This is a genomic window from Novosphingobium sp. BL-S-19 (assembly GCF_055521675.1).
Map to the genome: position 1 here is coordinate 1735630 of NZ_CM145498.1, position 19342 is coordinate 1754971.

Sequence of the window (19342 nt, forward strand, 5' to 3'; positions counted from 1 at the left end):
CAGGGTCAGGCAGCTTCGCTAACCTGATCCTTCGTCTCGCCAAGTCGAGCAGTGACCGGCTCGCCGCCGCGGATCTCGATGCGCCGCGGCTTCATCGCCTCGGGCACGACACGCTTTAGATCGACGGAAAGCAGGCCATTTTCGTATGTGGCATTTCCGGCTTCGACGAAATCAGCAAGCTGGAACCGCCGCTCAAAAGAGCGCGCCGCAATGCCGCGATGCAGATACTCGCATTTGCTGTCGTCTTCAGCGCGCTTGCCGGTGACAATGAGCAAGTTCTGCTGAGCGACCAGTTCGATATCTTCGGGTCTAAACCCAGCGACCGCGAGCGTAATGCGGTAGCTATCCTCGCCGAGCTTCAAAATATCGAAGGGCGGATAGCCGTCCTCCTCACGCGCGCCTGCTTCGAGCAGATTGAACAACCGGTCAAAACCGACCGTCGAGCGCTGATAAGGCGTAAAGTCAAAGTTGGTTCTCATTTTTCCAAATCCTCTGTTGAGCGATCTGGGCATGAGCTACGCCGGTAGCAAAAGAGCCGGCGTTCTCCATGACCCACCGGGCCCGAACGCGGCGCCCGGCAATCGCTAGCTAATGTAGTCGAATTCCGCTTCAAGATGGGGCTCGAAGATTTTTTGCAGAACGGGATGCATCGGCGGCAACGGCGTCTCATCCCTGGCGCGACAGAATATCATTCCAGCCGCAGGACATGGTTCACCGGCCGCCATTCGGTCGGTCGGATCAGACGGTCATGGGCGATTCTGACTGAATGGAGAGCGCCCTCGATCTCGCGCCGCCAGTGGTCGAGAAAGTCGAACAGCACCGGAAAATCAGGCGCAAGATCGTATTCCTGCCAGATGAACAGTTGCAAGATCGAGGGCGCATCCGGAAGGTAGAAATGAATTTCCGCAGTCGTCAGCCCGTAACCTTCCAACTGCGCCAGAAAGCTGCGGTCCATCATTGGCGCGAGCGGATCGGATTCTCGCCTCGTTCAAGATCGCGCATTGCGGCAAGGATGTCGTCGATCGGTACGGCGCGTTTCGCACCGGGCGGTTTGCGCAAGGCGGGCTCATTTCGGACCGCGGACCGATCGGAAGCCCACGATGCGAGTATGGCACGCTTCACTTCCGGCTCCAGGCTCGGGTGATGTGCAACATCGAAGGGGTGAAGAAAACGCGAGAATGGCTGCGACATGGCCGTCTCTCCTTTCCTTGAGTCGCGGTGATCAAGTGCGCGGTGATGCCGCACACGAGATATTTTGGTGGTTCATTGAGTCGCGTCAAGATGCCAATGCAGTGGCTGCATGCCGCTCGAACGCGCGCTTTTGGCACTCGTTGGGCGGGACTGCCAAAATTTTTTTGGCACCCTCTTGAAGCGCAAAAGGGGTTTTCATAATTTGCCCGCACCTGTCGCGCAGAAGAGCGATAGGCCCATCACATCTTGTTTTGCATCTGGAGGTTTTGCCATGCATTTCCGCCCCTTGCACGACCGTGTGGTCGTCCGCCGCATTGAAGCTGAAGAGAAGACTTCAGGCGGCATCATTATCCCCGACACCGCCAAGGAAAAGCCGCAAGAAGGCGAAGTCCTCGCCGTCGGTCCTGGTACGCGCGACGATCGCGGGCAACTCGCCGAACTATCTGTCAAGGTCGGTGACCGGATCCTGTTCGGCAAATGGTCGGGGACCGAGGTCAAGATCGATGACGAGGATCTGCTCATCATGAAGGAGAGCGATATCCTTGGCGTAGTCGAAACCCAGGCTGAGCTGAAGCAGGCGGCCTGAGCACGCCTGCCGTCCCTCTAACGTTCAGGAAGGAAAAATCGGAAAGGAGTTTGGCAATGGCTGCCAAGGAAGTAAAGTTTGCGTCCGATGCGCGTGATCGCATGCTGCGCGGCGTGGATACGCTGGCCAACGCGGTGAAGGTGACGCTTGGGCCCAAGGGCCGCAACGTCGTGATCGAGAAGTCGTTCGGTGCGCCGCGCATCACCAAGGACGGCGTCACCGTCGCCAAGGAAATCGAACTCAAGGACAAGTTCGAGAACATGGGCGCGCAGCTGCTGCGCGAAGTCGCCAACAAGCAGAACGACAAGGCCGGTGACGGCACCACCACCGCCACCGTTCTGGCCCAGGCGATTGTTCGTGAGGGGGCAAAAGCGGTCGCCGCGGGGATGAACCCGATGGACGTCAAGCGGGGTATCGATCTCGCCGTGAACGCCGTCGTCAACGATCTCGAAAGCCACGCCAGGAAGGTAAGCGCCAACAGCGAAATCGCGCAGGTCGCGACCATCTCGGCTAATGGCGACGAGGAAGTCGGCCGTATTCTCGCCGAGGCGATGGATAAGGTCGGCAACGAAGGCGTCATCACCGTCGAGGAGGCCAAGAGCCTCGCGACCGAACTCGAAACGGTCGAGGGCATGCAGTTCGACCGCGGCTATCTCTCGCCCTACTTCGTCACCGATGCCGAGAAGCTCAAGGTTGAGTTCGACGATCCCTATATCCTCATCCACGAGAAGAAGCTCTCGAATCTGCAGGCGCTCGTCCCGCTGCTCGAGAAGGTGGTGCAGTCGGGGCGCCCGCTACTCATCATCGCCGAGGACGTCGAAGGCGAGGCCTTGGCAACGCTGGTCGTCAACAGGCTGCGCGGCGGGCTCAAGGTCGCGGCGGTCAAGGCGCCGGGCTTCGGCGATCGGCGCAAGGCGATGCTCGAGGACATCGCCGTCCTCACCGGCGGCAATGTCGTTAGCGACGATCTCGGGATCAAGCTCGAGACCGTCACCGTCTCGATGTTGGGTAGCGCCAAGAAGATCATCATCGACAAGGATAACACGACCGTCGTCGATGGCGCGGGCTCGCGTTCCGACATCGATGCCCGCCTCGCCCAGATCCGCTCACAGATCGAAAACACAACCAGCGATTACGACCGTGAGAAACTGCAGGAGCGTGTGGCCAAGCTCGCGGGCGGTGTGGCGGTGATCCGCGTCGGTGGTGCCACCGAGGTGGAGGTCAAAGAGCGCAAGGACCGCGTCGACGATGCACTTCATGCGACCCGTGCTGCCGTAGAGGAAGGCATCCTGCCGGGCGGCGGGATCGCACTACTGCGAGCATTGAAAGCACTTGATGGTCTCAAGGTGGCGAATGACGATCAGCAGTCAGGCATCGACATCGTTCGCCGAGCTCTTCGGGCACCCGTTAGGCAGATCGTTGACAATGCCGGCGAGGACGGCGCGTTCATCGTCGGCAAGCTGCTCGAGAGCGAGGACTACAACTGGGGTTTCAACGCTGCCACCGGCACGTACGAGGATCTGGTAAAGGCTGGCGTCATCGATCCGGCAAAGGTCGTGCGTACTGCGCTCCAGGATGCAGCGTCGGTCGCTTCGCTGCTCATCACCACCGAGGCGCTCGTGGCCGAACTGCCGAAAGAGGAGAAATCCGCCCCGATGCCGGCGATGGATTATTGACGTTAGACGGGGCCGGCGCACCAGCCGGCCCCGGAGTCTCTGATTCCATCGACAAGCAAGGGCTTCGTCGACCTCCTCTTCTGGCAGGCAGCTTGGGAACCCTGAGAGGGAAAGCTGCCCGTCCGCACCTGGGAAACAAAAATTGCCTCTGAACGCCCGGTAAGGGTCGGCTGCCGACACCGCTGAGCTCTAGTCAAGAACGGAAGTTGTCCGGAGTCTGCTGCACGCCGCCAGCGAATTGCTTCAACGATGTAACGGGTCTTGCGTCGTTCCTCGTTCCTCGGGGGCAGGGTGGTTAGCCCCCGAGGATGGGAATCTCTCAAGCTTCACTTCCCGGTTTTTCGGCTTTTTCAAGATAATCCGCCCACCACTCCATCATCTTGCGTCGGTGGGAGAGGTATCTGGCCGAATTGTACGCTGCTCTCACCCCGCGCGACACGTGAGCCAATTGATGCTCGATCCAATCGGGTTCGAAAAGCCCGCTCTCGTTGAGAACCGTGCTGGCAAGACCTCGAAAGCCATGCACGGTCGCTTTTCCGCGCAGGCCGATCCGGTACATGATGTCGAGCATCCTGTTTTCGCTAATCGTGAGGGTTTTCGAGTTGGCGACAGGAAACAGATACCTGCCGAGCTTCATGTTGCCGGCAGCGAGATAGACGTTCAGGTCTCGAATCTCTTTCAGAAGTGAAATCGCCTGAGGCGGTAGCGGTACGATATGTTCCGATCGCATCTTCATGCGCTCGCTCGGAATCCTCCAGATCGGCTCGCTGCCGTCGAGGTCCTCGAATTCCGACCACTCGGCGAATCGTGTTTCTTGCGTTCGAACCATCGTCAGCATCGTCCAGCGGAGCGCGAGATGGCTCATGCGATCGCCTTGATCGAGATTGAGCTTTGCAAAGAATGCCGGAAGGTCTTTCGCTGCCACCTTGCTCATGTGCTTTACCGGCTTGGGACGGCCCATGCCGGGCGCCAGGTCCCTGCAGGGATCGCTTGCGCACCGGCCGTCGGGAATCGCGTAGCGAAAGACCTCGCTGCAGTGATTCTTGACCCGATGGGCCATCTCAACCGCACCCCGAGCTTCGATCGCTCTGAATGCCTCCAGCATTTGCCTGGGACTGAGCGAGGCAATGGCTTCGTTGCCTACATACGGAAAGATATCGGCTTCGAGGCGCCGCATGATCACGCCGGCATAGCGTGGCGTCCAACCTGGAAGCCGTTTGGCGTACCACTCACGTGCGACTGATTCGAACGTTTCCGTTGGCGGCACGACGACCGTCGCCTTGATGCCGTAGCCATCTGGATCGGGCGTCGCAGTGGGTGCCATGCCTAGGGTGAGTTGAGCCTTGATTGCATCGCGCCAATCTCGCGCCTGCTTCAGGCTCACTTCGGGATAGGTCCCGCCGGAAGCGAACTTCTGTTTGGAATTGACCCTGTAGGCCAAACGCCATGATTTGCGGCCGGTGGGATGGATGACCAGGAAGAGCCCTCCGCTGTCCGACTTCTTGTAGGCTTCGTCCCGGGGCTGGAGGGCCCTGAGGGCAACATCCGTCAACATTTCCTGTCTCCATCGCGCCTCTCTGGGTTGTTGGCCAAGTGTTGGCTGTGTGTTGGCTGGCGCGAAAGCCAGCCAACACACAGCCAACATCGGCGGTGGGCTGCAAGTCCACCCCCTGGGTCTCTCTGGGACGAAAAATCGACGAATTACATGGGCTTAAGAAATCCGCTTGGGCCCTCTTGGGACGCTCTGGGATGTCTTGGAAAAGCGAAATGGTCGGGGAGACAGGATTCGAACCTGCGACATCTTGCTCCCAAAGCAAGCGCGCTACCGGGCTGCGCCACTCCCCGACCCTTCGGTCGTCGATGTTCCGGCGGAGCCGGTGTTCGGCCCAACCTCGGTAATGGTGGGCCCGGCAGGATTCGAACCCGCGACCTAGCCGTTATGAGCGGCCAGCTCTAACCGCTGAGCTACAGGCCCCCCGTACCGTTCCCGGCGCCATCGACGTCGCCGGGTGAAACGCCCGTTAGCTTGACGCGGCGCACTAGGCAAGCGCTACGGCCTCCATGATTTCACCAACACTGGTCGGACGCACGCCGCGATGGGCCAGATGCGTGAAAAGCTGGCGCCACCAATCGTATAAAGCCTCAAGATCCCCGATGTTCTGGACATAAGGCGTGTGCCCGGGCGCCAGCGAAGGGCTGTGGAAAGAAAATACCAGAACGGGCAATCCATCGTCGATTGCGATGTCCACGCCGCGCAGGGCTTCCTCGACGCTGATTCCTTCCGGCGTAAGCGCGATACGTTCCAGCAGGCCGGTGCGGGCAAGCACGCCGCGCACTTGCGGGGTGCGCCAAAGGTGCGGGTAGATCACGTTGCCCATCTGCCGCAGCGGGCCCCAGTAAACCGTTGTCAGCGGCAGTTCGAGCAGGTGGCGATCGGCATCGACCCAGTAGGGGTGCAGCGGATGATCGCGGTAGTTCGCACCGCCGGTGCTGCTGTAGTCGAACCGGGCGCGGACGGAGCTGTCGATGGCGATGCCGTGCTCGGCCAAAATCTCGTGCGTGCGCGGGCCCAGTCCATACCGCCCGGCGCGATAGATTAGCGGCGCGGTGCCGAATGCCTCGACGATACGGGCATGAAGGCGGCCGAATTTCTCTCGCTCAAGCTCGAACGGCAGGTTGCCGGCGTAGGAATTGAATTCGTTCACATCCTCGTCGAACGGTGGGCTGACCCAGGGGTGCAATTGCACGCCGATATCGGCGCGGCCAGCGTTGATCGCTTCGCCGATCGCATCCGGCGCGCGGGGCGAATCGGCCACGGGATAATCGACGAGGTAGGTGGGCTTTACGCCGAACCCCTCGCAGAACTCCTGGAACTGGCGCAGCGCGGAAACCGTGACTGTGCTGTAGCGGTCACGATCGAGCGGCGCGTCCCAGTCGAACTCCTCCTCGGTATCGACGGTGACGATGAAGCGCTGGCCGAAATCGTCCCGGAAACGGGCGAAAGCCTGCGGTTCGGGCGGCTGAAGGAGATTAGGCCCCGACAAGACTGAATTATTCCCCCGATCGGGTCGCATCCGGCAGGGCGACAAGGCTCAGAGCGCGCGGCTCTGCGATGAATGGCTATGGTCTGCGTCCGGTGCGGTCAACCCGGGCAGGCACAGTTCCAGGAAGGAGCCTGCGCGCCGAAGGCTACCGCCGGCGGCGGCGGCCTCTGCAGCGGCCAGGCGCAGGGTGAAGCCGATTCCGAACATGCCGGTGGAAAGCGCGCTGCCACGCTCGGCCGACGGCATTTCGTGAAGGTTGTCATCCACCCGCGCGGCCAGCGAAGCGGGCAGCGCGATGGCGAGGACAATGCCCTGGCGATCGGTTCGATATTCCACGGACAGCACTTCCTCGAACGCGGTCGAGCCCGCCAGAGCGGCGAACAGACGCCAGACCAACCGCTCCGTCTCCGTGCGGTCCAGCGGGATGGGCGGGACGTGTGCGGCGGCGGGGGGCAGGGCGAAGCCGCTGTGGCGCGGCTCGGTCCAGGCCTTCAGTCGATTGACCGTTTCGGCCAGCACCGCGGCCAGATCGCATTCGCCTGATTCCAGGCCAAGCACGCCGGTCTCCAGGCGGACAAGGCGGTCCAGTTCCTCGAACCCGGCAAGGATATGCGCGCAATCGCCTGCAATCGCGGCGGCGAGCGCGCGATATTCATGCGGTGCGGGGCCGTAGAGCTGTTGTTGGATGATCTCCGCCGCGACCTGTATCGCATTGGCGGGAGTGCGCAGTTCATGCAGGATCTGGCGCAGCCGATCGGCCTCGCCATCACCTTGCACGGCGGCACCGACGGCGGCCAGCACGGCGGGGCGGCGCAGGCGACCGACATAGCCGACAAAGCTGCCGCTGGCGGGGTCGAAGCGGGGCACGGCGTCCACCTGCCACGAGCCGCGAACGGCAGAGGCGCCGCTGATTTCGATCTGCGCGGCCCGCAGCGGCAGGCGATGGCGCATGGCGGAGGCGATGCCGGCCGGAGCCTCCGCCACCGGCGAAGCGGCGGCATGTTCGCTTTGGCCCGAAAGGTCCAGTCCGATCAGTGACGGTGCATGTACGCCGTCCACCCAGGAGACGCGGCCCAGCGCATCGGTGCTGAAGTCGATCGCCGCAGGCGCACGCGGCAGGGCTGGCGCGGCATCGCCGAGCGGCAGGCGCGGGGTTTCGAACGCGCCATCATGGCCGGAGTGGCCATTGCCCAGCGCTTCGCGGGCCTTGCGGAATTCCTCGATGCGGCGAACGATCGCGCCGATGCCGGCTTCGGTATTGGTCGGCGGCGGCGCAACGCCCAGCGAGGCGGCGGCCTGTTCGAACTCGGCGAAGGGCGTCGTATCGGCGGCCCGAATCGGTGTGACCGTTTCCGGTATGCGCGGCATTGCTGGTGCGAGCTGCGCCGCCGGGATCGCTTCGGGCGTGGGAGCGGGTTCGGCGGGCAGTGCCTCTTCTACAGCCGCAGTTTCTACACCCGCAGGCGCCTCTGCTTCCAGCAGGTCGTCGAGTTCGAGTGCGTCTGCCGGCGGCAGCGCGCGGTCCTGCACGCCCAGCCGGTCCAGCAGGGAATCGACCTTGGGGCCAAGGTCGCGCCGATGGCGCAGGATGCCGCGTGCGCGGACGGGCAGCGCCGGTATCAGCGTCAACCAGGTGTCTTCGGGCAGCTTGGCGGTGCGCACTGCGGCCGTGGCCACTTGCGGTTCGGCTTCGGCAAGGCGGGCAAGCAGGCGGGGATTGCTGAGCGGCTGCAGCGGCTGAGCAATCAGTCGCGCACGGTCCGCAGCAGGGATCACCTTGTCCAGTTCTCGCAGTTGCGCAAAGCCGGCAGCCACCGCCCAGGACCGGGCATTGGCTGGAAGCCGGCCGAGAATATCCACCAGTTGTCGGTACTGGATACGTGCCAAGGCCTCGCCCGTAGTCGGCAGTCGCAACACCGTGGCAAGACGATCGTCGAAATGCATTCAAGCTCCAAACCGGTCCTAACCGCCCATCCGCCAATGGGCCGCCGGACCTCAAGACTCACACTGCTTTGCCCCTCCGGCCACATCCTTAAGGTAAATGGCTTAAGGAGAGGTCACCGGACAGCCACCCGCAAAATTGCCGCCAAACCGCGATCTTCCGCACCATTTGGGACGATGTCTGGCAGCCAGCATAACATCTAGCAAACTGTGCAGACAGGGGAAGTGGACGGATTCTAGGCGTTGCAATGCCGGACGATTACGTTAAGGGATAATAATATTACAGGGGCGCAAGCGTTTTCGAGTGGAAGTTACAGGCCGGACGACGCCGGTGCGCCCGCAAGGAAAGATTCGCATGATCAATCTCGATGAAATCGACCGCCGCCTTCTGGCGGAGCTGCAAAGCGAAGGCCGAATTACCAACGTCGAACTGGCGCAGCGCGTTGGCCTGACGGCGCCGCCGTGCCTGCGCCGTGTGCGCAGCCTTGAGGAATCGGGGATCATCCAGGGTTATCATGCTGACCTTGATGCCTCGAAGCTTGGTTTCACGATCACGGTTTTCGCGCTGGTCAGCCTGAAGAGCCAGGCCGAGGAATCGCTGCGCGCGTTCGAGGACCACATGAAGGGCCTGCCCGAAGTGCGTGAGTGCCACATGCTCAATGGCGAGATCGACTTCATCCTGAAGATCGTCAGCCGCGACCTGCAGAGCTTCCAGGAATTCCTCACCAGCAAGCTGACGCCCGCGCCGAACGTGGATAGCGTGAAAACCTCGCTGACGATCCGCACGGCCAAGAACGTGCCCGGCGTCCCGCTGGAGGCCTGAGGGTAGCCAGCGGGCAATTGCAGGTGGCGATGACAAGAAAAGAGCGCCGCGTCCTTTTGCTGGGCGCGGCGTTGTCGTTGGCGTCTGGAAACCTCTGGTTGTTCACGCAGGGTAGGCATGCGCGCGAACCGGATTTCGTGCTGGGGGCCACCCTCGACAGCGTTTATGTGCCGATCTCGGAACGGCGCTCGCTTCCCGAATATGACGGCACATTCGGTGTCTGGAAAGAAGGCGGGAAGGTTATCCCGAATCTGGTGGATCGCCTGCGCCACGGTACTGCCGACGACGTCGGCACGGGTTGGCAACCGACCTCCCATATCGTGATCGGATTGTCTGGCTCGGCAGGGCCCAATGAATTGCGCCCTGCTTTGGTTTCTCTTGCCCGCGCTGGCATCTGCGACGTCGCGATCGTTCAGGATGGCATGGAGCCCGATGCAGAGGGGCGCCTGAAGGAATTCATTCAGCACATCATTTCGGTTCGCGCCGATAGGGGCGAGAATCTGGAGTGCGTGGCCCGCTCTTAAAGCGTGGCCGCGGCTTCCAGTGCAATCAGGTAGCTCTGCGCGCCGAAGCCCGCGACCGTGCCCTTGGCGGCCATGCCGACCCAGGACTTGTGGCGGAATTCCTCGCGCAAGTGCGGGTTGGAGAGGTGAACCTCGATCACCGGAACCTTGATCGCGCGGATCGCATCGTGCAGCGCGATCGAAGTGTGCGTGTAGGCGCCGGCGTTCAGCAGCACGGCATGTACGCCGTTGTCCTCCGCCTCGTGCAGCCAGTCGACAAGATGGCCTTCATGATTCGACTGGCGCAAATCGATCTGGAAATCGAGCGCTTCTCCGCGTTCGACCAGCATGGCGGCGATATCGTCCAGCGTTTGCGAGCCGTAGATGCCGGGCTCGCGAAGGCCCAGCCGATTGAGGTTGGGGCCGTTCAGAACATAGACCAGCCTGGCTGCCATTTCGCGAAATTCCCTATGATGTCATCGGCGCGCTGGAGGCGCGCTCGGCGGCGTCCGTCTAGCGCAGATGCGCCCGAACTGCCAAGCGGCCGGCCGGCGTTCAGCCGACGGGGGCGGGCTTTTCGCCGACGCGGAATGGGCCTTCTTCGATGGGTGTCAGAGGAACGACCGGTCCCGATGCAGGTGCGGCGACAGCGGCGCCCGGCGCAGGCGCTGGTGCGGTGTCCACGGGAGTATCGCCCGGCTTTTCCTTGTCCTGCTGATCCTGCGAATCGTCCGTCGTCGTTTCGTCGCCGCCATAGAATTTGGCAAGATCGGCGGAGGCGCGCGCCTTTTTCTCGGCCGAAGTCGCGCGGGCGGCGGATTCGTTGGCCGCCTGCGCCTCGGCCTTGGCTTCGGCAAGCTGCTGTTCGAGTTCCGCCTCGCGGCTTTGGCCGCACCCGGTCAGCACCAGCACCGATGCCGGCGCAAGCAGTATCGATCGCACGACATTCCGAAACACGCAGACGCTCCTCGCAAGGCGGCATTCCAGCCGCTCGCGAGGAGGTTTATCAGGCAAGCGTTAGCGGAATGTTAGCGATCCGAGCCCTTGGTCTTGCCCCATTGGCGCATGGCCGAATAGCCAAGGTAGCCGGTGCCGAAGAGCGCATAGAGCGGTTCGGGGATGCCATTGAGATAGGTCGTCATGGCGCCGGCGATGGCTTTTGCAATCGCAGGGCTGAAGGCGCCGATCAGGCCCATCGGCAGCGACCACAACAGCAGGATATAGATCACGTAGAGAAAACTAGGCCGTGCCCGGCTGGTCCAGGGATCGGCGGCATTGGCTTCGGCGACGATCGCGGAAAGGCTGGTCTGCAGCAGTTCCAGTTCCTGCATGTTCTGCAGTTTCAGCAGTTCCAGCTTGGCGCGATCGCGCGCTTCGGGGTCGGGGATCACTTTGTCGATGATCTTGGCGACCGGGGCGATCAGGGAATCGAGCAGGGGCATGGCAGGCACTCCATTTCGGATTGTAGCCTGCAACCAGATAGCCAAATCGGTTCGTGTAGGAAAATGGCGGAGTTCGCCGTCGTCGATGCGCGCGAGGAGCCGCTCCCCGAAGGGAAGGATTGCTATTCGACGATTTTGGAAAATTGGTCGGGACGAGAGGATTCGAACCTCCGACCCCCACACCCCCAGTGTGATGCGCTACCAGGCTGCGCTACGTCCCGACCGGAGCGCGGCCTATAGGCACGTCGATCGGATAGCGCAAGCGTCCTTTCGCCACTTTCTTTGCTCTGGTTGCGCCAAGGCTGTGGATGAATTGGCAAGGGCCGAATGCTCTTGAAGTGTTGGCGATCAGGCCCATCTGCCCGTGATCCGGGGGGAGGGCGTTCGTGCGCGCGTTGCCAGCCTTCCGCTTTATTGCTAACCGCGCCCATCCGATGAATCCGGCGGGGGGTTTCGGGGCGGGGCGTGCGGCAGATCCGATGCCCGGATTCGATGTAACGCACTGTTCGCGCCGGAACGAAACGACAAGAAGGCCTTCCATCTCAATGCAAAGCTCGATCATCAACCTGCTTGCCGCCGCCGCGCCCGCGGGCACCCCGCCTGCCTGGATCCAGTATCTGCCCTTCGTGGCGATGGCCGGTATCTTCTGGTTCCTCATCATGCGCCCGCAGATGAAGCAGCAGAAGGAACACCGGAACAAGCTGTCAGAGCTGAAGAAGGGCGATGAAGTGCTGACCGGCGGCGGTTTCGTCGGCAAGGTGCTGCGCGTGGACGACAACTATGTCGACATCGAACTGGCGCAGGGCGTGAAGGTGAAGGCCGTGAAGTCGACCATCGTCGACGTGATCCCGCCTGCCGGTTCCAAGCCCGCCAACGACTGAGGCTTCGGCCCTACATCTTATTGAGAGAAGCCTGAGGCTATGCTCGAATTTCCTACCTGGAAGAAGGCCTGGTATTGGGCGCTGACGCTGTTTTTCAGCGCCTGCGCCCTGCCTTCGCTGGTTTCGCTTTCGCCGAACCTGAACTGGCCAAGCGCACTGCCGAGCCCCAAGATCAATCTGGGCCTCGATCTGGCAGGCGGTAGCCGTCTGCTGCTGGAAGCCAATCGCGATCAGGTCACCCAGCAACGTCTGGAAGGCATGGAAGAATCCGTGCGCACCCGCCTTGGCCAGGCCGAGCCGCGCATTTCCATCGGTGACGTTTCCAGCTCCGGCGGCAAGCTGAGCTTCACCGTGCGCGATCCCGCGCAGGTGGACGCTGCACGCGAGGCAATTCTGCCGCTGACGTCCGGTGCCGGCCTTTCGGGCCAGCGCGATTGGGACATCACCGTGCAAGACGGCAACCGGTTCATCCTGGTGCCAACGCAGGCCGGCATCGACCTTGCGATCAGCAACGCGATGGAGACTGCCGTTGAAGTCGTGCGCAAGCGTATCGACGCGCTCGGCACCAAGGAGCCCGACATTCGCCGCCTGGGCGGCACCCGCATCGACGTGCAGGTGCCCGGTCTTCAGGACCCGCAGGCGCTGAAGAACCTGCTGGGCCAGACCGCCAAGCTTGAATTCAAGATGGTGGACGAAACTGCCGTACCCAGCGATCTGGCCAAGGGCATCGTGCCGCCGGGTTCGCAGGTCGTTCCCTGGGCCGATCCCAAGGATCCTGCCGCGCAAGGCGTTCCCGTGATTGCGGTGAAGCGTCTGGGTGGCATCAAGGGCGACGAACTGACCGATGCCAAGCAAGGCTTCGAACAGAAGACCAACGCGCCCGTCGTCTCGATCACCTTCAACCAGCAGGGCGGCGAAAAGTTCGCCAAGCTGACCACCGAAAACGTCGGCAAGCGCTTCGCCATCATCCTTGACGGCAAGGTGCTTTCGGCCCCCAGCATTCGCGAACCGATCCTTGGCGGCGGTGCGCAGATTTCGGGCAGCTTCACTGTCCAGTCGGCCACTCAGCTTGCCATCGCGCTGCGTTCGGGCGCGCTGCCGGTCGACCTCACCGTTGTCGAGGAACGTACCGTTGGCCCCGACCTTGGCGCGGATTCGATCCAGAAGGGCGTCATCGCCATGGGCGTCGGCACCGTTCTGCTGATGCTGTTCATCTTCCTGACCTATGGCCGCTTCGGCGCCTATGCCAACCTGGCGCTGATCTTCAACGTGCTGATGATCCTTGGCATCATGGCCATGCTGGGAACGACGCTGACGCTGCCGGGCATCGCCGGTTTTGTTCTGACCATCGGTGCCGCAGTCGACGCCAACGTGCTGATCAACGAGCGTATCCGCGAGGAACGCCACCGTGGCCGCCGCGTCGTGCAGTCGGTCGAACTGGGCTACAAGGAAGCAAGCCGCGCCATTTTCGATGCCAACATCACCAATGCCATTTCGGCCGTGCTGATGTTTGCGTTCGGTTCGGGCCCGGTTCGTGGTTTCGCCGTCGTCCTCATGATCGGCATCGTCACTTCGGTGTTCACCGCCGTCACGATGAGCCGGATGTGGGTTGCGGGCTGGTTGCGTCGCACCCGCCCCAGCGACCTGAACGTATAAAGGTACCGGCGCATGAAGCTCCTAAAGCTTATCCCCGATCACACGAATATCCACTTCCTGCGCTGGCAGTGGCCGTTCTTCATTACCAACCTGCTGGCGATGGCTGCGTCCATCGTGCTGCTGTTCACCCACGGGCTCAACCTGGGCGTCGACTTCGTCGGCGGCCAGATGATCCGCGTGACCTTCGAACATAGCGCGACGGCACCGGTCGGCGCGCTGCGCAAGAGCGTCGATTCGCTGGGCTTTGGCGAACCGGTGATCCAGACTTTCGGCAAGCCGAACGAAGTCTCGGTCCGCATGAAGCTGCCGGCAGGCGCGGATGACAATCCGAAGCTGGCCGACGGCATGGCACGCCAGATCACCGAGAAGGTGCGCCATGACTTCGCCGATGCCCGTGTCGACGGTGTCGATTCGGTCTCTGGCAAGGTTTCGGGTGAACTGTTCCACACCGGCATGGTCGCGCTCGGCCTCGCGATGATCTGTATCTCGATCTACATCTGGATCCGCTTCGAATGGCAATTCGCGGCCGGTGCCTTGTTCGCACTGGTGCAGGACATCCTGCTGACGGTGGGCATGTTCTCGCTGACGCAGATGGAGTTCGACCTCAACATCGTTGCGGCCCTGCTGACGCTGCTGGGCTACTCGCTGAACGACAAGATCGTCGTCTATGACCGTATTCGCGAGAATATGAAGAAGTACCGGCGCATGCCGATGAACGAACTGCTCGACCTCTCGGTGAACGAGACGCTGTCGCGCACGGTCGCGACCTCGCTGTCGGTGCTGATCATGCTCGTGTCGCTGCTGCTGCTGGGTCCGGACGTGATCTTCGGCTTCACCGCTGCGATCACGCTGGGCATCTTCATCGGTACCTACAGCTCGATCTTCATGTCCGCCCCGATCCTGATCTGGCTGGGCGTGACCAGCGACAGCTTCGTCAAGACCGAGAGCGAGATCGACCGCCAGGAACGCCTTGCGCGGGAGCGTAGCGCGCGTCCCTGACGCCGGTTCGGCTTGAAATGGATTAGGGGCCATTCCCGGAAAGGGAGTGGCCCCTTTTTCGTGCCAGCCGACTTATTCCGGGATTCGGTGGTAATCCGCCACCCGGTCGAGGGCGAGGCCCAACACCAGCTTGCCGCTGCGCACCGGCCAGCCCAGCGCCTTTTCGGCGAGGGGCAGCGATTCCCCGGCACAGACCACGCGCCACAGAACGTCTTCCAGCCCGGGACCGGCGGCCGCGATCGCCCCGTCGAAGCGCGCCTTGGCGGCGATCTGGCGCTCGCCCGGTGTAAGGTCCGCAGTGCCCGAGCTGCCGCCGATCCGCACCGGCTCCCAACGCATCGTCACGCGGGGTGACAACTGGGCACGTTCCCAGTCGGCGCGCAGCAATTCGCCGGCGGCGAAGCGCCGGTCGCTGAGGTGGCCCCGCGCGTGGAGCCAGGAAAGCGACGATTCGGCGAGATTGACCGTCACGGTACGGCGATTCCGCCGTGTCCTTGCGTCATTGGCTGGACCGTCGCTCGCGGCGGGTCCTTCGCTGGTAAGTTCGCGTTCCACCAGATGCTGCTTCATCGATGCCTCCCGATTTGGATCGGAGGGAACTTGCCAAAATGGATCACGTGTAGGAAAATGAAAACCTAATTGGTTATTCCGGAGCCCGCCTTGATCAACCGCATCCGCGACATCCGCCAGCAGAAGGGGCTGACGCTGGCCGATGTCGCCGCCGCCTGCCAACCGCCGACGACCGCGCAGACCATCGGACGGCTGGAAACCGGAATGCGCACGCTTTCGCTGGGCTGGATGAACCGGATCGCCGCCGCACTGCAGGTTGAGCCGGAACTCTTGCTGCGCAGCGAAGCGCGTGATCCGGCGATGATCGTCGCAGTCTTGACCGAGGCCGGGCCTGAAGCGCCGCTGGCCCCGCGTGAGGCGGTTCTGCCCAGCGAACTGGCGGCCGACGCGCCGTGGCTGGTGCTGGATGTGGAGAGTTCGGCCGGCGAATACCGCGCCGGAGATCAGGTGTGGATGCGGCAATATCCGCCGGCGCAGGCCATGCGTTTGCTCAACCGCGACGTGCTGGTGCCACGCCCGGCCGGCCGCTTTGCATTCGGCCGCCTGATCGATTGCGCGGGAGAAGGCGTCGTGCTCTCGCCTCCGGCTGTCGGGCGGGCGCAAGTCCCTGTGGAACATCCGCAATGGCTGGCGGTTGCGGAGATGCTGGTCAGAAAGCTCTAACTTCTCCCGCATAGAGGCACCTCATGCGCATCCTCTCGATTGCCACGCTGTTTCCCAATCCCGCGAAGCCATCCTTCGGCATTTTCGTGGGCAACCAGATGCGCGCGGTGGTCGCTAACTGCGCGGTGGACCTTGTGATGGTGAGCCCGGTCGGCGTGCCGCCATGGCCGCTTTCGCGCCGCAAGCCCTACGATGCGCTGGCTGCGCTTCCCGAGGCGAGCGATGCTTCCGGGATCGAAGTGCTCTATCCCAAATTCACGCTGATCCCGAAGATCGGTGGAGACAGCAACCCGGCGCGAATCGCCAAGGCGGTGCTGCCGCTGGCCCGGCAGCTTCATGCGGAGCAGCCGTTCGATCTGGTGGACGCGCAGTTCTTCTTCCCCGATGGCCCCGCCGCGGCCATCGTTGCGCGTGAACTGGGCCTGCCGCTGACCATCAAGTCGCGCGGGGCGGACATCCACTATTGGGGCCAGCGACCCGCCGCGCTGAAGCAGATGCAGCAGGCCGCGCATCAGGCGGCCGGACTGCTGGCGGTGAGCGAGGCGCTCAAGGCCGATATGATCGCGCTGGGCATGCCGGCGGACCGCATCGTCGTTCACTACACCGGCCTCGATCGCGAGCGGTTCCACCCCATAGAGCGCGGCGCGGCGCGGGCGCTGGTATCGGCCTTGCCTGATCTCGGCATCTGGTCCGAAGGGCCGCTGATCGTGACGCCGGGCTCCCTGATTCCGCGCAAGGGCCAGCGGCTGGTTATCGAGGCTCTGGCGCAGCTTCCCGATGTGCGTCTGGCGCTGGCGGGCGTTGGCGAGGACGAACGCCCGCTACGGGCGCTGGCCAAGTCGCTGGGCGTGGACGATCGGGTGCAGTTCCTGGGGCAGGTGGGGCATGATCTACTGCCGCACCTGCTTTGTGCCGCCGATGTGCTCGTCTTGCCCTCCGCCAGCGAGGGGCTGGCGAACGTCTGGATCGAAGGACTTGCCTGCGGCACGCCTATCGTCATTCCGGATATCGGCGGTGCCCGCGAGGTGGTGCAGGACCTCAGCGCGGGCCGCCTTGCAGAGCGCACGCCGGTCGCCATTGCCGAAGCCGTGCGCGATATCCTTGCCGATCCGCCCAGTCAGGACCAGGTCTCCGCCAATGTCGCCCGCTTCTCTTGGGGCGTGAACGCGCAGAACCTCGTGCGCTTCTGGCGCGCGGTGCTGGACGGCAGCCCGGTTGGGGATGCGCCGGAAGGGGAACTTCAGGACGCCGTAACGGCGTCCTGACGCCTTAGAGTCTGTTTGGAAATTCGCGGAGAGCGAATTTCGCGGCACCAGCCCACTCCCCCACCCTACCACCCGCAGGATACTACCAATGGGTGGTAGGGTGGGGGAGTGGGCTGGTGCCGCTCTGAAAATGCCCCCACGGGCATTTTCCAAACGGTCTCTTATCTCCTAAGGGAGCTTATCCCTCGACCTGTTCGGCCAGTTCCAGCCAGCGTTCCTCGGCCGCTTCCTTGTCGCCGCGCGCCTTGTCGATAGCGGCGGAAAGGCTGGCGAACTTGCCGGGGTCGCGGGTGTAGAGCGCCGGATCGGCCATGGCCGCTTCGTCGCGGGCAATGGCCGCTTCCAGTTCCTCGATCTTCTTGGGCAGCAGTTCGTAGTCGCGCTGGTCCTTGTAGGACAGTTTGCCCTTCTTCGGCGGCGGGGGAGGGGGCGGAGCGGCGCCCTCTGCCTTCGTCTTGGCCTTGCCGGCGCTGGTGCGCTGGCGGCGCTTGGCCTCCCAGTCGGCATAACCGCCCGCGATCACGTCGATATGGCCCGATCCATCGAGGCCGAGCGTGACGTTCACCGTGCGATCCAGGAAGTCACGATCGTGGCTGACTATCAGCACGGTGCCATCGTAATCCGCGATCACTTCCTGCAGCAGGTCCAGCGTTTCAAGGTCGAGGTCGTTGGTCGGTTCGTCCAGCACCAGCAGGTTCGACGTGCGGGCGAACTCGCGGGCGAACAGCAGGCGCGAACGCTCGCCGCCCGATAGGGTACCGACTTTCGCCTCGACAAGGCCGGGATCGAACAGAAAGTCCTTGAGGTAGCCCTGGATGTGCTTGCGGACGCCGACCACGTCGATCCAGTCACCGCCTTCGGCCAGTACGTCGCGGATGCGCATTTCGGGATTCATGCGGCTGCGCTGCTGGTCGATGAAGGTGGCGTCCAGCGTGGCCGCGCGCGTCACCTTGCCCTCATCGGGCTGCATTTCGCCCATCAGGATCTTGAGCAGCGTGGTCTTGCCCGAACCATTGGCGCCGACCACGCCGATGCGGTCGCCGCGCTGGATGCGCAAGTTGAAGTCCTTGATGATCGTGCGGTCTCCAAACCGCTTGGTCACGTGTTCGGCGACGATGACCGACTTGGTCTTGCTGTCGTCCGCCACCACGGCCAGCTTCGCCGCGCCTTGCGGGCCCATCATGGAGGCGCGCTGGGCACGCATTTCCCAAAGCTTGGCAAGGCGGCCCTGGTTGCGCTTGCGCCGCGCGGTCACGCCGCGTTCCAGCCAATGCGCCTCAATCTTCAGCTTGGCATCAAGCTTGGCGGCGGCGCGGGCCTCTTCGGCATAGACTTCCTCTTCCCACGCCTCGTAACCGCCGAAACCGATGTCGCGGCGGCGCAGGCCGCCCCGGTCCAGCCAGAGCGTGGCGTTGGTCAGGCGGGTCAGGAAGGTACGGTCGTGGCTGATCACCACGAACGCGCCGTTGTAGCGCTGCAGCCAGCTTTCCAGCCAGTCGATCGCGGCAAGGTCCAGGTGGTTGGTCGGCTCGTCCAGCAGCAGCAGGTCCGGCTCGGAGGCGAGGGCGCGGCAAAGCGCGGCGCGGCGGCGTTCACCACCCGATGCACTCTTGGCTTCGCGCGAGAGGTCCACACCGAGCTGGTCGGCGATCGCTTCGACCTCGTGCCGTTGCGGCGCATCGTCGCCGTGGATCGCGAAATCGAGCAGGGTGTCGAACCCGGTGAAGAACGGATCCTGCTCCAGTGTCACCACGCGCGTGCCGGGCTGGACGGAGCGCGTGCCCTTGTCCGCATCCACGGTGCCGGCGATCAGCTTCAGCAGCGTGGTCTTGCCCGCGCCGTTGCGGCCGATCAGCGCCAGCCGGTCGCGCGGGGCGATGTTGATGTCGAGGTCCTGGAAGAGCCAGCCGGAGCCCTGGATCAGGCCAAGGCCTTCCCAGCTGAGAATTGGTGCAAGTGCCATGGCTGCGCGCCCTACAGGCCAGAGCGGGGGGCTGGCAAGCGACCTCTCACGGTGGGCTGCGCTGCGGAGGCTGCAAGACAGGCGTGGGATTCGTGCAACACATTTCAGCCTGTGCCTCCTTCCTGCCACATTCAGGACT

20 protein-coding genes and 3 tRNA genes are annotated in these 19342 nt (G+C 63.2%); 9 read left to right on the top strand and 14 right to left on the bottom strand.

Annotated features, from left to right (window positions below):
- Window positions 1-5 precede the first annotated feature (5 nt).
- The 3 genes from ACZ1JV_RS16370 to ACZ1JV_RS16380 all read right to left on the bottom strand — a co-directional run bounded on the left by ACZ1JV_RS16370 (window position 6) and on the right by ACZ1JV_RS16380 (window position 1191).
- On the bottom strand, window positions 6-479 hold the full coding sequence (locus ACZ1JV_RS16370) for an Hsp20 family protein (protein ID WP_465152391.1): 474 nt from the start codon (window positions 477-479) through the stop codon (window positions 6-8).
- Window positions 480-688: 209 nt separating this feature from the next.
- Window positions 689-958, bottom strand: a complete 270-nt coding sequence (locus tag ACZ1JV_RS16375) for an usg protein (RefSeq protein ID WP_054436086.1) — start codon at window positions 956-958, stop codon at window positions 689-691.
- Entirely contained in the window at window positions 955-1191 is a 237-nt protein-coding gene (locus ACZ1JV_RS16380; protein WP_054436085.1) for a hypothetical protein, read from the bottom strand. Before ACZ1JV_RS16380 ends, ACZ1JV_RS16375 begins: the two co-directional genes overlap by 4 nt.
- 271 nt (window positions 1192-1462) lie before the next feature.
- Here ACZ1JV_RS16380 and groES point away from each other — a divergent pair, with 271 nt between their 5' ends.
- A complete protein-coding gene (groES, locus tag ACZ1JV_RS16385; RefSeq protein ID WP_054436084.1) occupies window positions 1463-1777 on the top strand; it encodes a co-chaperone GroES in 315 nt (104 codons plus the stop codon).
- Window positions 1778-1833: 56 nt separating this feature from the next.
- Window positions 1834-3453 carry a chaperonin GroEL gene (gene groL / locus ACZ1JV_RS16390; protein WP_465152392.1) on the top strand — a complete coding sequence of 540 codons (1620 nt, stop codon included), beginning with the start codon at window positions 1834-1836 and terminating at the stop codon, window positions 3451-3453.
- Window positions 3454-3772: 319 nt separating this feature from the next.
- On the opposite strand, the gene ACZ1JV_RS16395 is transcribed toward groL, so the two are convergent.
- The 5 genes from ACZ1JV_RS16395 to ACZ1JV_RS16415 form a co-directional block, all read right to left on the bottom strand.
- Window positions 3773-5008, bottom strand: a complete 1236-nt coding sequence (locus ACZ1JV_RS16395; RefSeq protein WP_465152393.1) for a tyrosine-type recombinase/integrase — start codon at window positions 5006-5008, stop codon at window positions 3773-3775.
- Window positions 5009-5221: 213 nt separating this feature from the next.
- Window positions 5222-5298, bottom strand: a tRNA-Pro gene (locus tag ACZ1JV_RS16400).
- Window positions 5299-5352: 54 nt separating this feature from the next.
- Window positions 5353-5428: transfer RNA gene (locus ACZ1JV_RS16405), tRNA-Ile, on the bottom strand.
- A gap of 64 nt (window positions 5429-5492) precedes the next feature.
- On the bottom strand, window positions 5493-6497 hold the full coding sequence (locus ACZ1JV_RS16410; protein WP_465152394.1) for a polysaccharide deacetylase family protein: 1005 nt from the start codon (window positions 6495-6497) through the stop codon (window positions 5493-5495).
- A gap of 48 nt (window positions 6498-6545) precedes the next feature.
- Window positions 6546-8441 (bottom strand): histidine kinase, encoded by a 1896-nt coding sequence (locus ACZ1JV_RS16415; RefSeq protein ID WP_465152395.1) that lies wholly within the window; start codon window positions 8439-8441, stop codon window positions 6546-6548.
- A 352-nt stretch (window positions 8442-8793) separates the two neighbouring features.
- Here ACZ1JV_RS16415 and ACZ1JV_RS16420 point away from each other — a divergent pair, with 352 nt between their 5' ends.
- A complete protein-coding gene (locus ACZ1JV_RS16420; protein WP_465152396.1) occupies window positions 8794-9261 on the top strand; it encodes an Lrp/AsnC family transcriptional regulator in 468 nt (155 codons plus the stop codon).
- Window positions 9262-9284: 23 nt separating this feature from the next.
- Window positions 9285-9785: a hypothetical protein gene (locus tag ACZ1JV_RS16425; protein WP_465152397.1), complete on the top strand. Its 501-nt coding sequence runs from the start codon at window positions 9285-9287 to the stop codon at window positions 9783-9785.
- On the opposite strand, the gene aroQ is transcribed toward ACZ1JV_RS16425, so the two are convergent.
- From aroQ to ACZ1JV_RS16445, 4 genes are all read right to left on the bottom strand, one after another.
- Window positions 9782-10219 carry a type II 3-dehydroquinate dehydratase gene (gene aroQ, locus ACZ1JV_RS16430; protein ID WP_465152398.1) on the bottom strand — a complete coding sequence of 146 codons (438 nt, stop codon included), beginning with the start codon at window positions 10217-10219 and terminating at the stop codon, window positions 9782-9784. The two genes, ACZ1JV_RS16425 and aroQ, sit on opposite strands and share 4 nt — an antisense overlap.
- A 100-nt stretch (window positions 10220-10319) precedes the next feature.
- Window positions 10320-10721: a hypothetical protein gene (locus tag ACZ1JV_RS16435; RefSeq protein WP_465152399.1), complete on the bottom strand. Its 402-nt coding sequence runs from the start codon at window positions 10719-10721 to the stop codon at window positions 10320-10322.
- 71 nt (window positions 10722-10792) lie between these two features.
- Window positions 10793-11206, bottom strand: coding sequence for a holin family protein (locus ACZ1JV_RS16440; protein WP_465152400.1), 414 nt, complete (start codon window positions 11204-11206; stop codon window positions 10793-10795).
- Between the two features lie 144 nt (window positions 11207-11350).
- Window positions 11351-11427 (bottom strand) — tRNA-Pro (locus tag ACZ1JV_RS16445).
- A 324-nt stretch (window positions 11428-11751) separates the two neighbouring features.
- On the opposite strand from ACZ1JV_RS16445, the gene yajC reads away from it, so the two are divergent.
- The 3 genes from yajC to secF are packed head-to-tail and all read left to right on the top strand — an operon-like array spanning window position 11752 to window position 14742.
- Window positions 11752-12087, top strand: a complete 336-nt coding sequence (gene yajC / locus ACZ1JV_RS16450) for a preprotein translocase subunit YajC (protein ID WP_465138182.1) — start codon at window positions 11752-11754, stop codon at window positions 12085-12087.
- Between the two features lie 39 nt (window positions 12088-12126).
- The gene (gene secD, locus ACZ1JV_RS16455) at window positions 12127-13743 is read left to right on the top strand and encodes a protein translocase subunit SecD (RefSeq protein ID WP_465152401.1); all 1617 of its coding nucleotides are present in this window, start codon (window positions 12127-12129) and stop codon (window positions 13741-13743) included.
- Window positions 13744-13755: 12 nt separating this feature from the next.
- The gene (gene secF / locus ACZ1JV_RS16460; protein WP_465138184.1) at window positions 13756-14742 is read left to right on the top strand and encodes a protein translocase subunit SecF; all 987 of its coding nucleotides are present in this window, start codon (window positions 13756-13758) and stop codon (window positions 14740-14742) included.
- A 72-nt stretch (window positions 14743-14814) separates the two neighbouring features.
- Here the strand turns inward: secF and ACZ1JV_RS16465 are convergent, their stop codons facing one another.
- Entirely contained in the window at window positions 14815-15312 is a 498-nt protein-coding gene (locus tag ACZ1JV_RS16465; RefSeq protein WP_465152402.1) for a DUF6456 domain-containing protein, read from the bottom strand.
- 90 nt (window positions 15313-15402) lie between these two features.
- Here ACZ1JV_RS16465 and ACZ1JV_RS16470 point away from each other — a divergent pair, with 90 nt between their 5' ends.
- Both ACZ1JV_RS16470 and ACZ1JV_RS16475 read left to right on the top strand, forming a co-directional pair.
- Window positions 15403-15975, top strand: a complete 573-nt coding sequence (locus ACZ1JV_RS16470) for a helix-turn-helix domain-containing protein (protein ID WP_465152403.1) — start codon at window positions 15403-15405, stop codon at window positions 15973-15975.
- 23 nt (window positions 15976-15998) lie between these two features.
- Window positions 15999-17240, top strand: coding sequence for a glycosyltransferase (locus ACZ1JV_RS16475; RefSeq protein WP_465152404.1), 1242 nt, complete (start codon window positions 15999-16001; stop codon window positions 17238-17240).
- Window positions 17241-17418: 178 nt separating this feature from the next.
- Here the strand turns inward: ACZ1JV_RS16475 and ACZ1JV_RS16480 are convergent, their stop codons facing one another.
- Window positions 17419-19203 carry an ABC-F family ATP-binding cassette domain-containing protein gene (locus tag ACZ1JV_RS16480; protein WP_465152405.1) on the bottom strand — a complete coding sequence of 595 codons (1785 nt, stop codon included), beginning with the start codon at window positions 19201-19203 and terminating at the stop codon, window positions 17419-17421.
- Between the last annotated feature and the right edge of the window lie 139 nt (window positions 19204-19342).

What these genes read in the sequence shown, in the direction of transcription:
- ACZ1JV_RS16380 (WP_054436085.1), bottom strand. Translation starts at nt 1,191, where the DNA reads ATGTCGCAGCCATTCTCGCGTTTTCTTCACCCCTTCGATGTTGCACAT.
- aroQ (WP_465152398.1), bottom strand. Translation starts at nt 10,219, where the DNA reads ATGGCAGCCAGGCTGGTCTATGTTCTGAACGGCCCCAACCTCAATCGG.
- ACZ1JV_RS16440 (WP_465152400.1), bottom strand. Translation starts at nt 11,206, where the DNA reads ATGCCCCTGCTCGATTCCCTGATCGCCCCGGTCGCCAAGATCATCGAC.
- secF (WP_465138184.1), top strand. Translation starts at nt 13,756, where the DNA reads ATGAAGCTCCTAAAGCTTATCCCCGATCACACGAATATCCACTTCCTG.
- ACZ1JV_RS16420 (WP_465152396.1), top strand. Translation starts at nt 8,794, where the DNA reads ATGATCAATCTCGATGAAATCGACCGCCGCCTTCTGGCGGAGCTGCAA.
- ACZ1JV_RS16465 (WP_465152402.1), bottom strand. Translation starts at nt 15,312, where the DNA reads ATGAAGCAGCATCTGGTGGAACGCGAACTTACCAGCGAAGGACCCGCC.
- ACZ1JV_RS16375 (WP_054436086.1), bottom strand. Translation starts at nt 958, where the DNA reads ATGATGGACCGCAGCTTTCTGGCGCAGTTGGAAGGTTACGGGCTGACG.
- ACZ1JV_RS16415 (WP_465152395.1), bottom strand. Translation starts at nt 8,441, where the DNA reads ATGCATTTCGACGATCGTCTTGCCACGGTGTTGCGACTGCCGACTACG.
- groES (WP_054436084.1), top strand. Translation starts at nt 1,463, where the DNA reads ATGCATTTCCGCCCCTTGCACGACCGTGTGGTCGTCCGCCGCATTGAA.
- ACZ1JV_RS16475 (WP_465152404.1), top strand. Translation starts at nt 15,999, where the DNA reads ATGCGCATCCTCTCGATTGCCACGCTGTTTCCCAATCCCGCGAAGCCA.
- ACZ1JV_RS16480 (WP_465152405.1), bottom strand. Translation starts at nt 19,203, where the DNA reads ATGGCACTTGCACCAATTCTCAGCTGGGAAGGCCTTGGCCTGATCCAG.
- ACZ1JV_RS16395 (WP_465152393.1), bottom strand. Translation starts at nt 5,008, where the DNA reads ATGTTGACGGATGTTGCCCTCAGGGCCCTCCAGCCCCGGGACGAAGCC.
- ACZ1JV_RS16370 (WP_465152391.1), bottom strand. Translation starts at nt 479, where the DNA reads ATGAGAACCAACTTTGACTTTACGCCTTATCAGCGCTCGACGGTCGGT.
- secD (WP_465152401.1), top strand. Translation starts at nt 12,127, where the DNA reads ATGCTCGAATTTCCTACCTGGAAGAAGGCCTGGTATTGGGCGCTGACG.
- groL (WP_465152392.1), top strand. Translation starts at nt 1,834, where the DNA reads ATGGCTGCCAAGGAAGTAAAGTTTGCGTCCGATGCGCGTGATCGCATG.
- yajC (WP_465138182.1), top strand. Translation starts at nt 11,752, where the DNA reads ATGCAAAGCTCGATCATCAACCTGCTTGCCGCCGCCGCGCCCGCGGGC.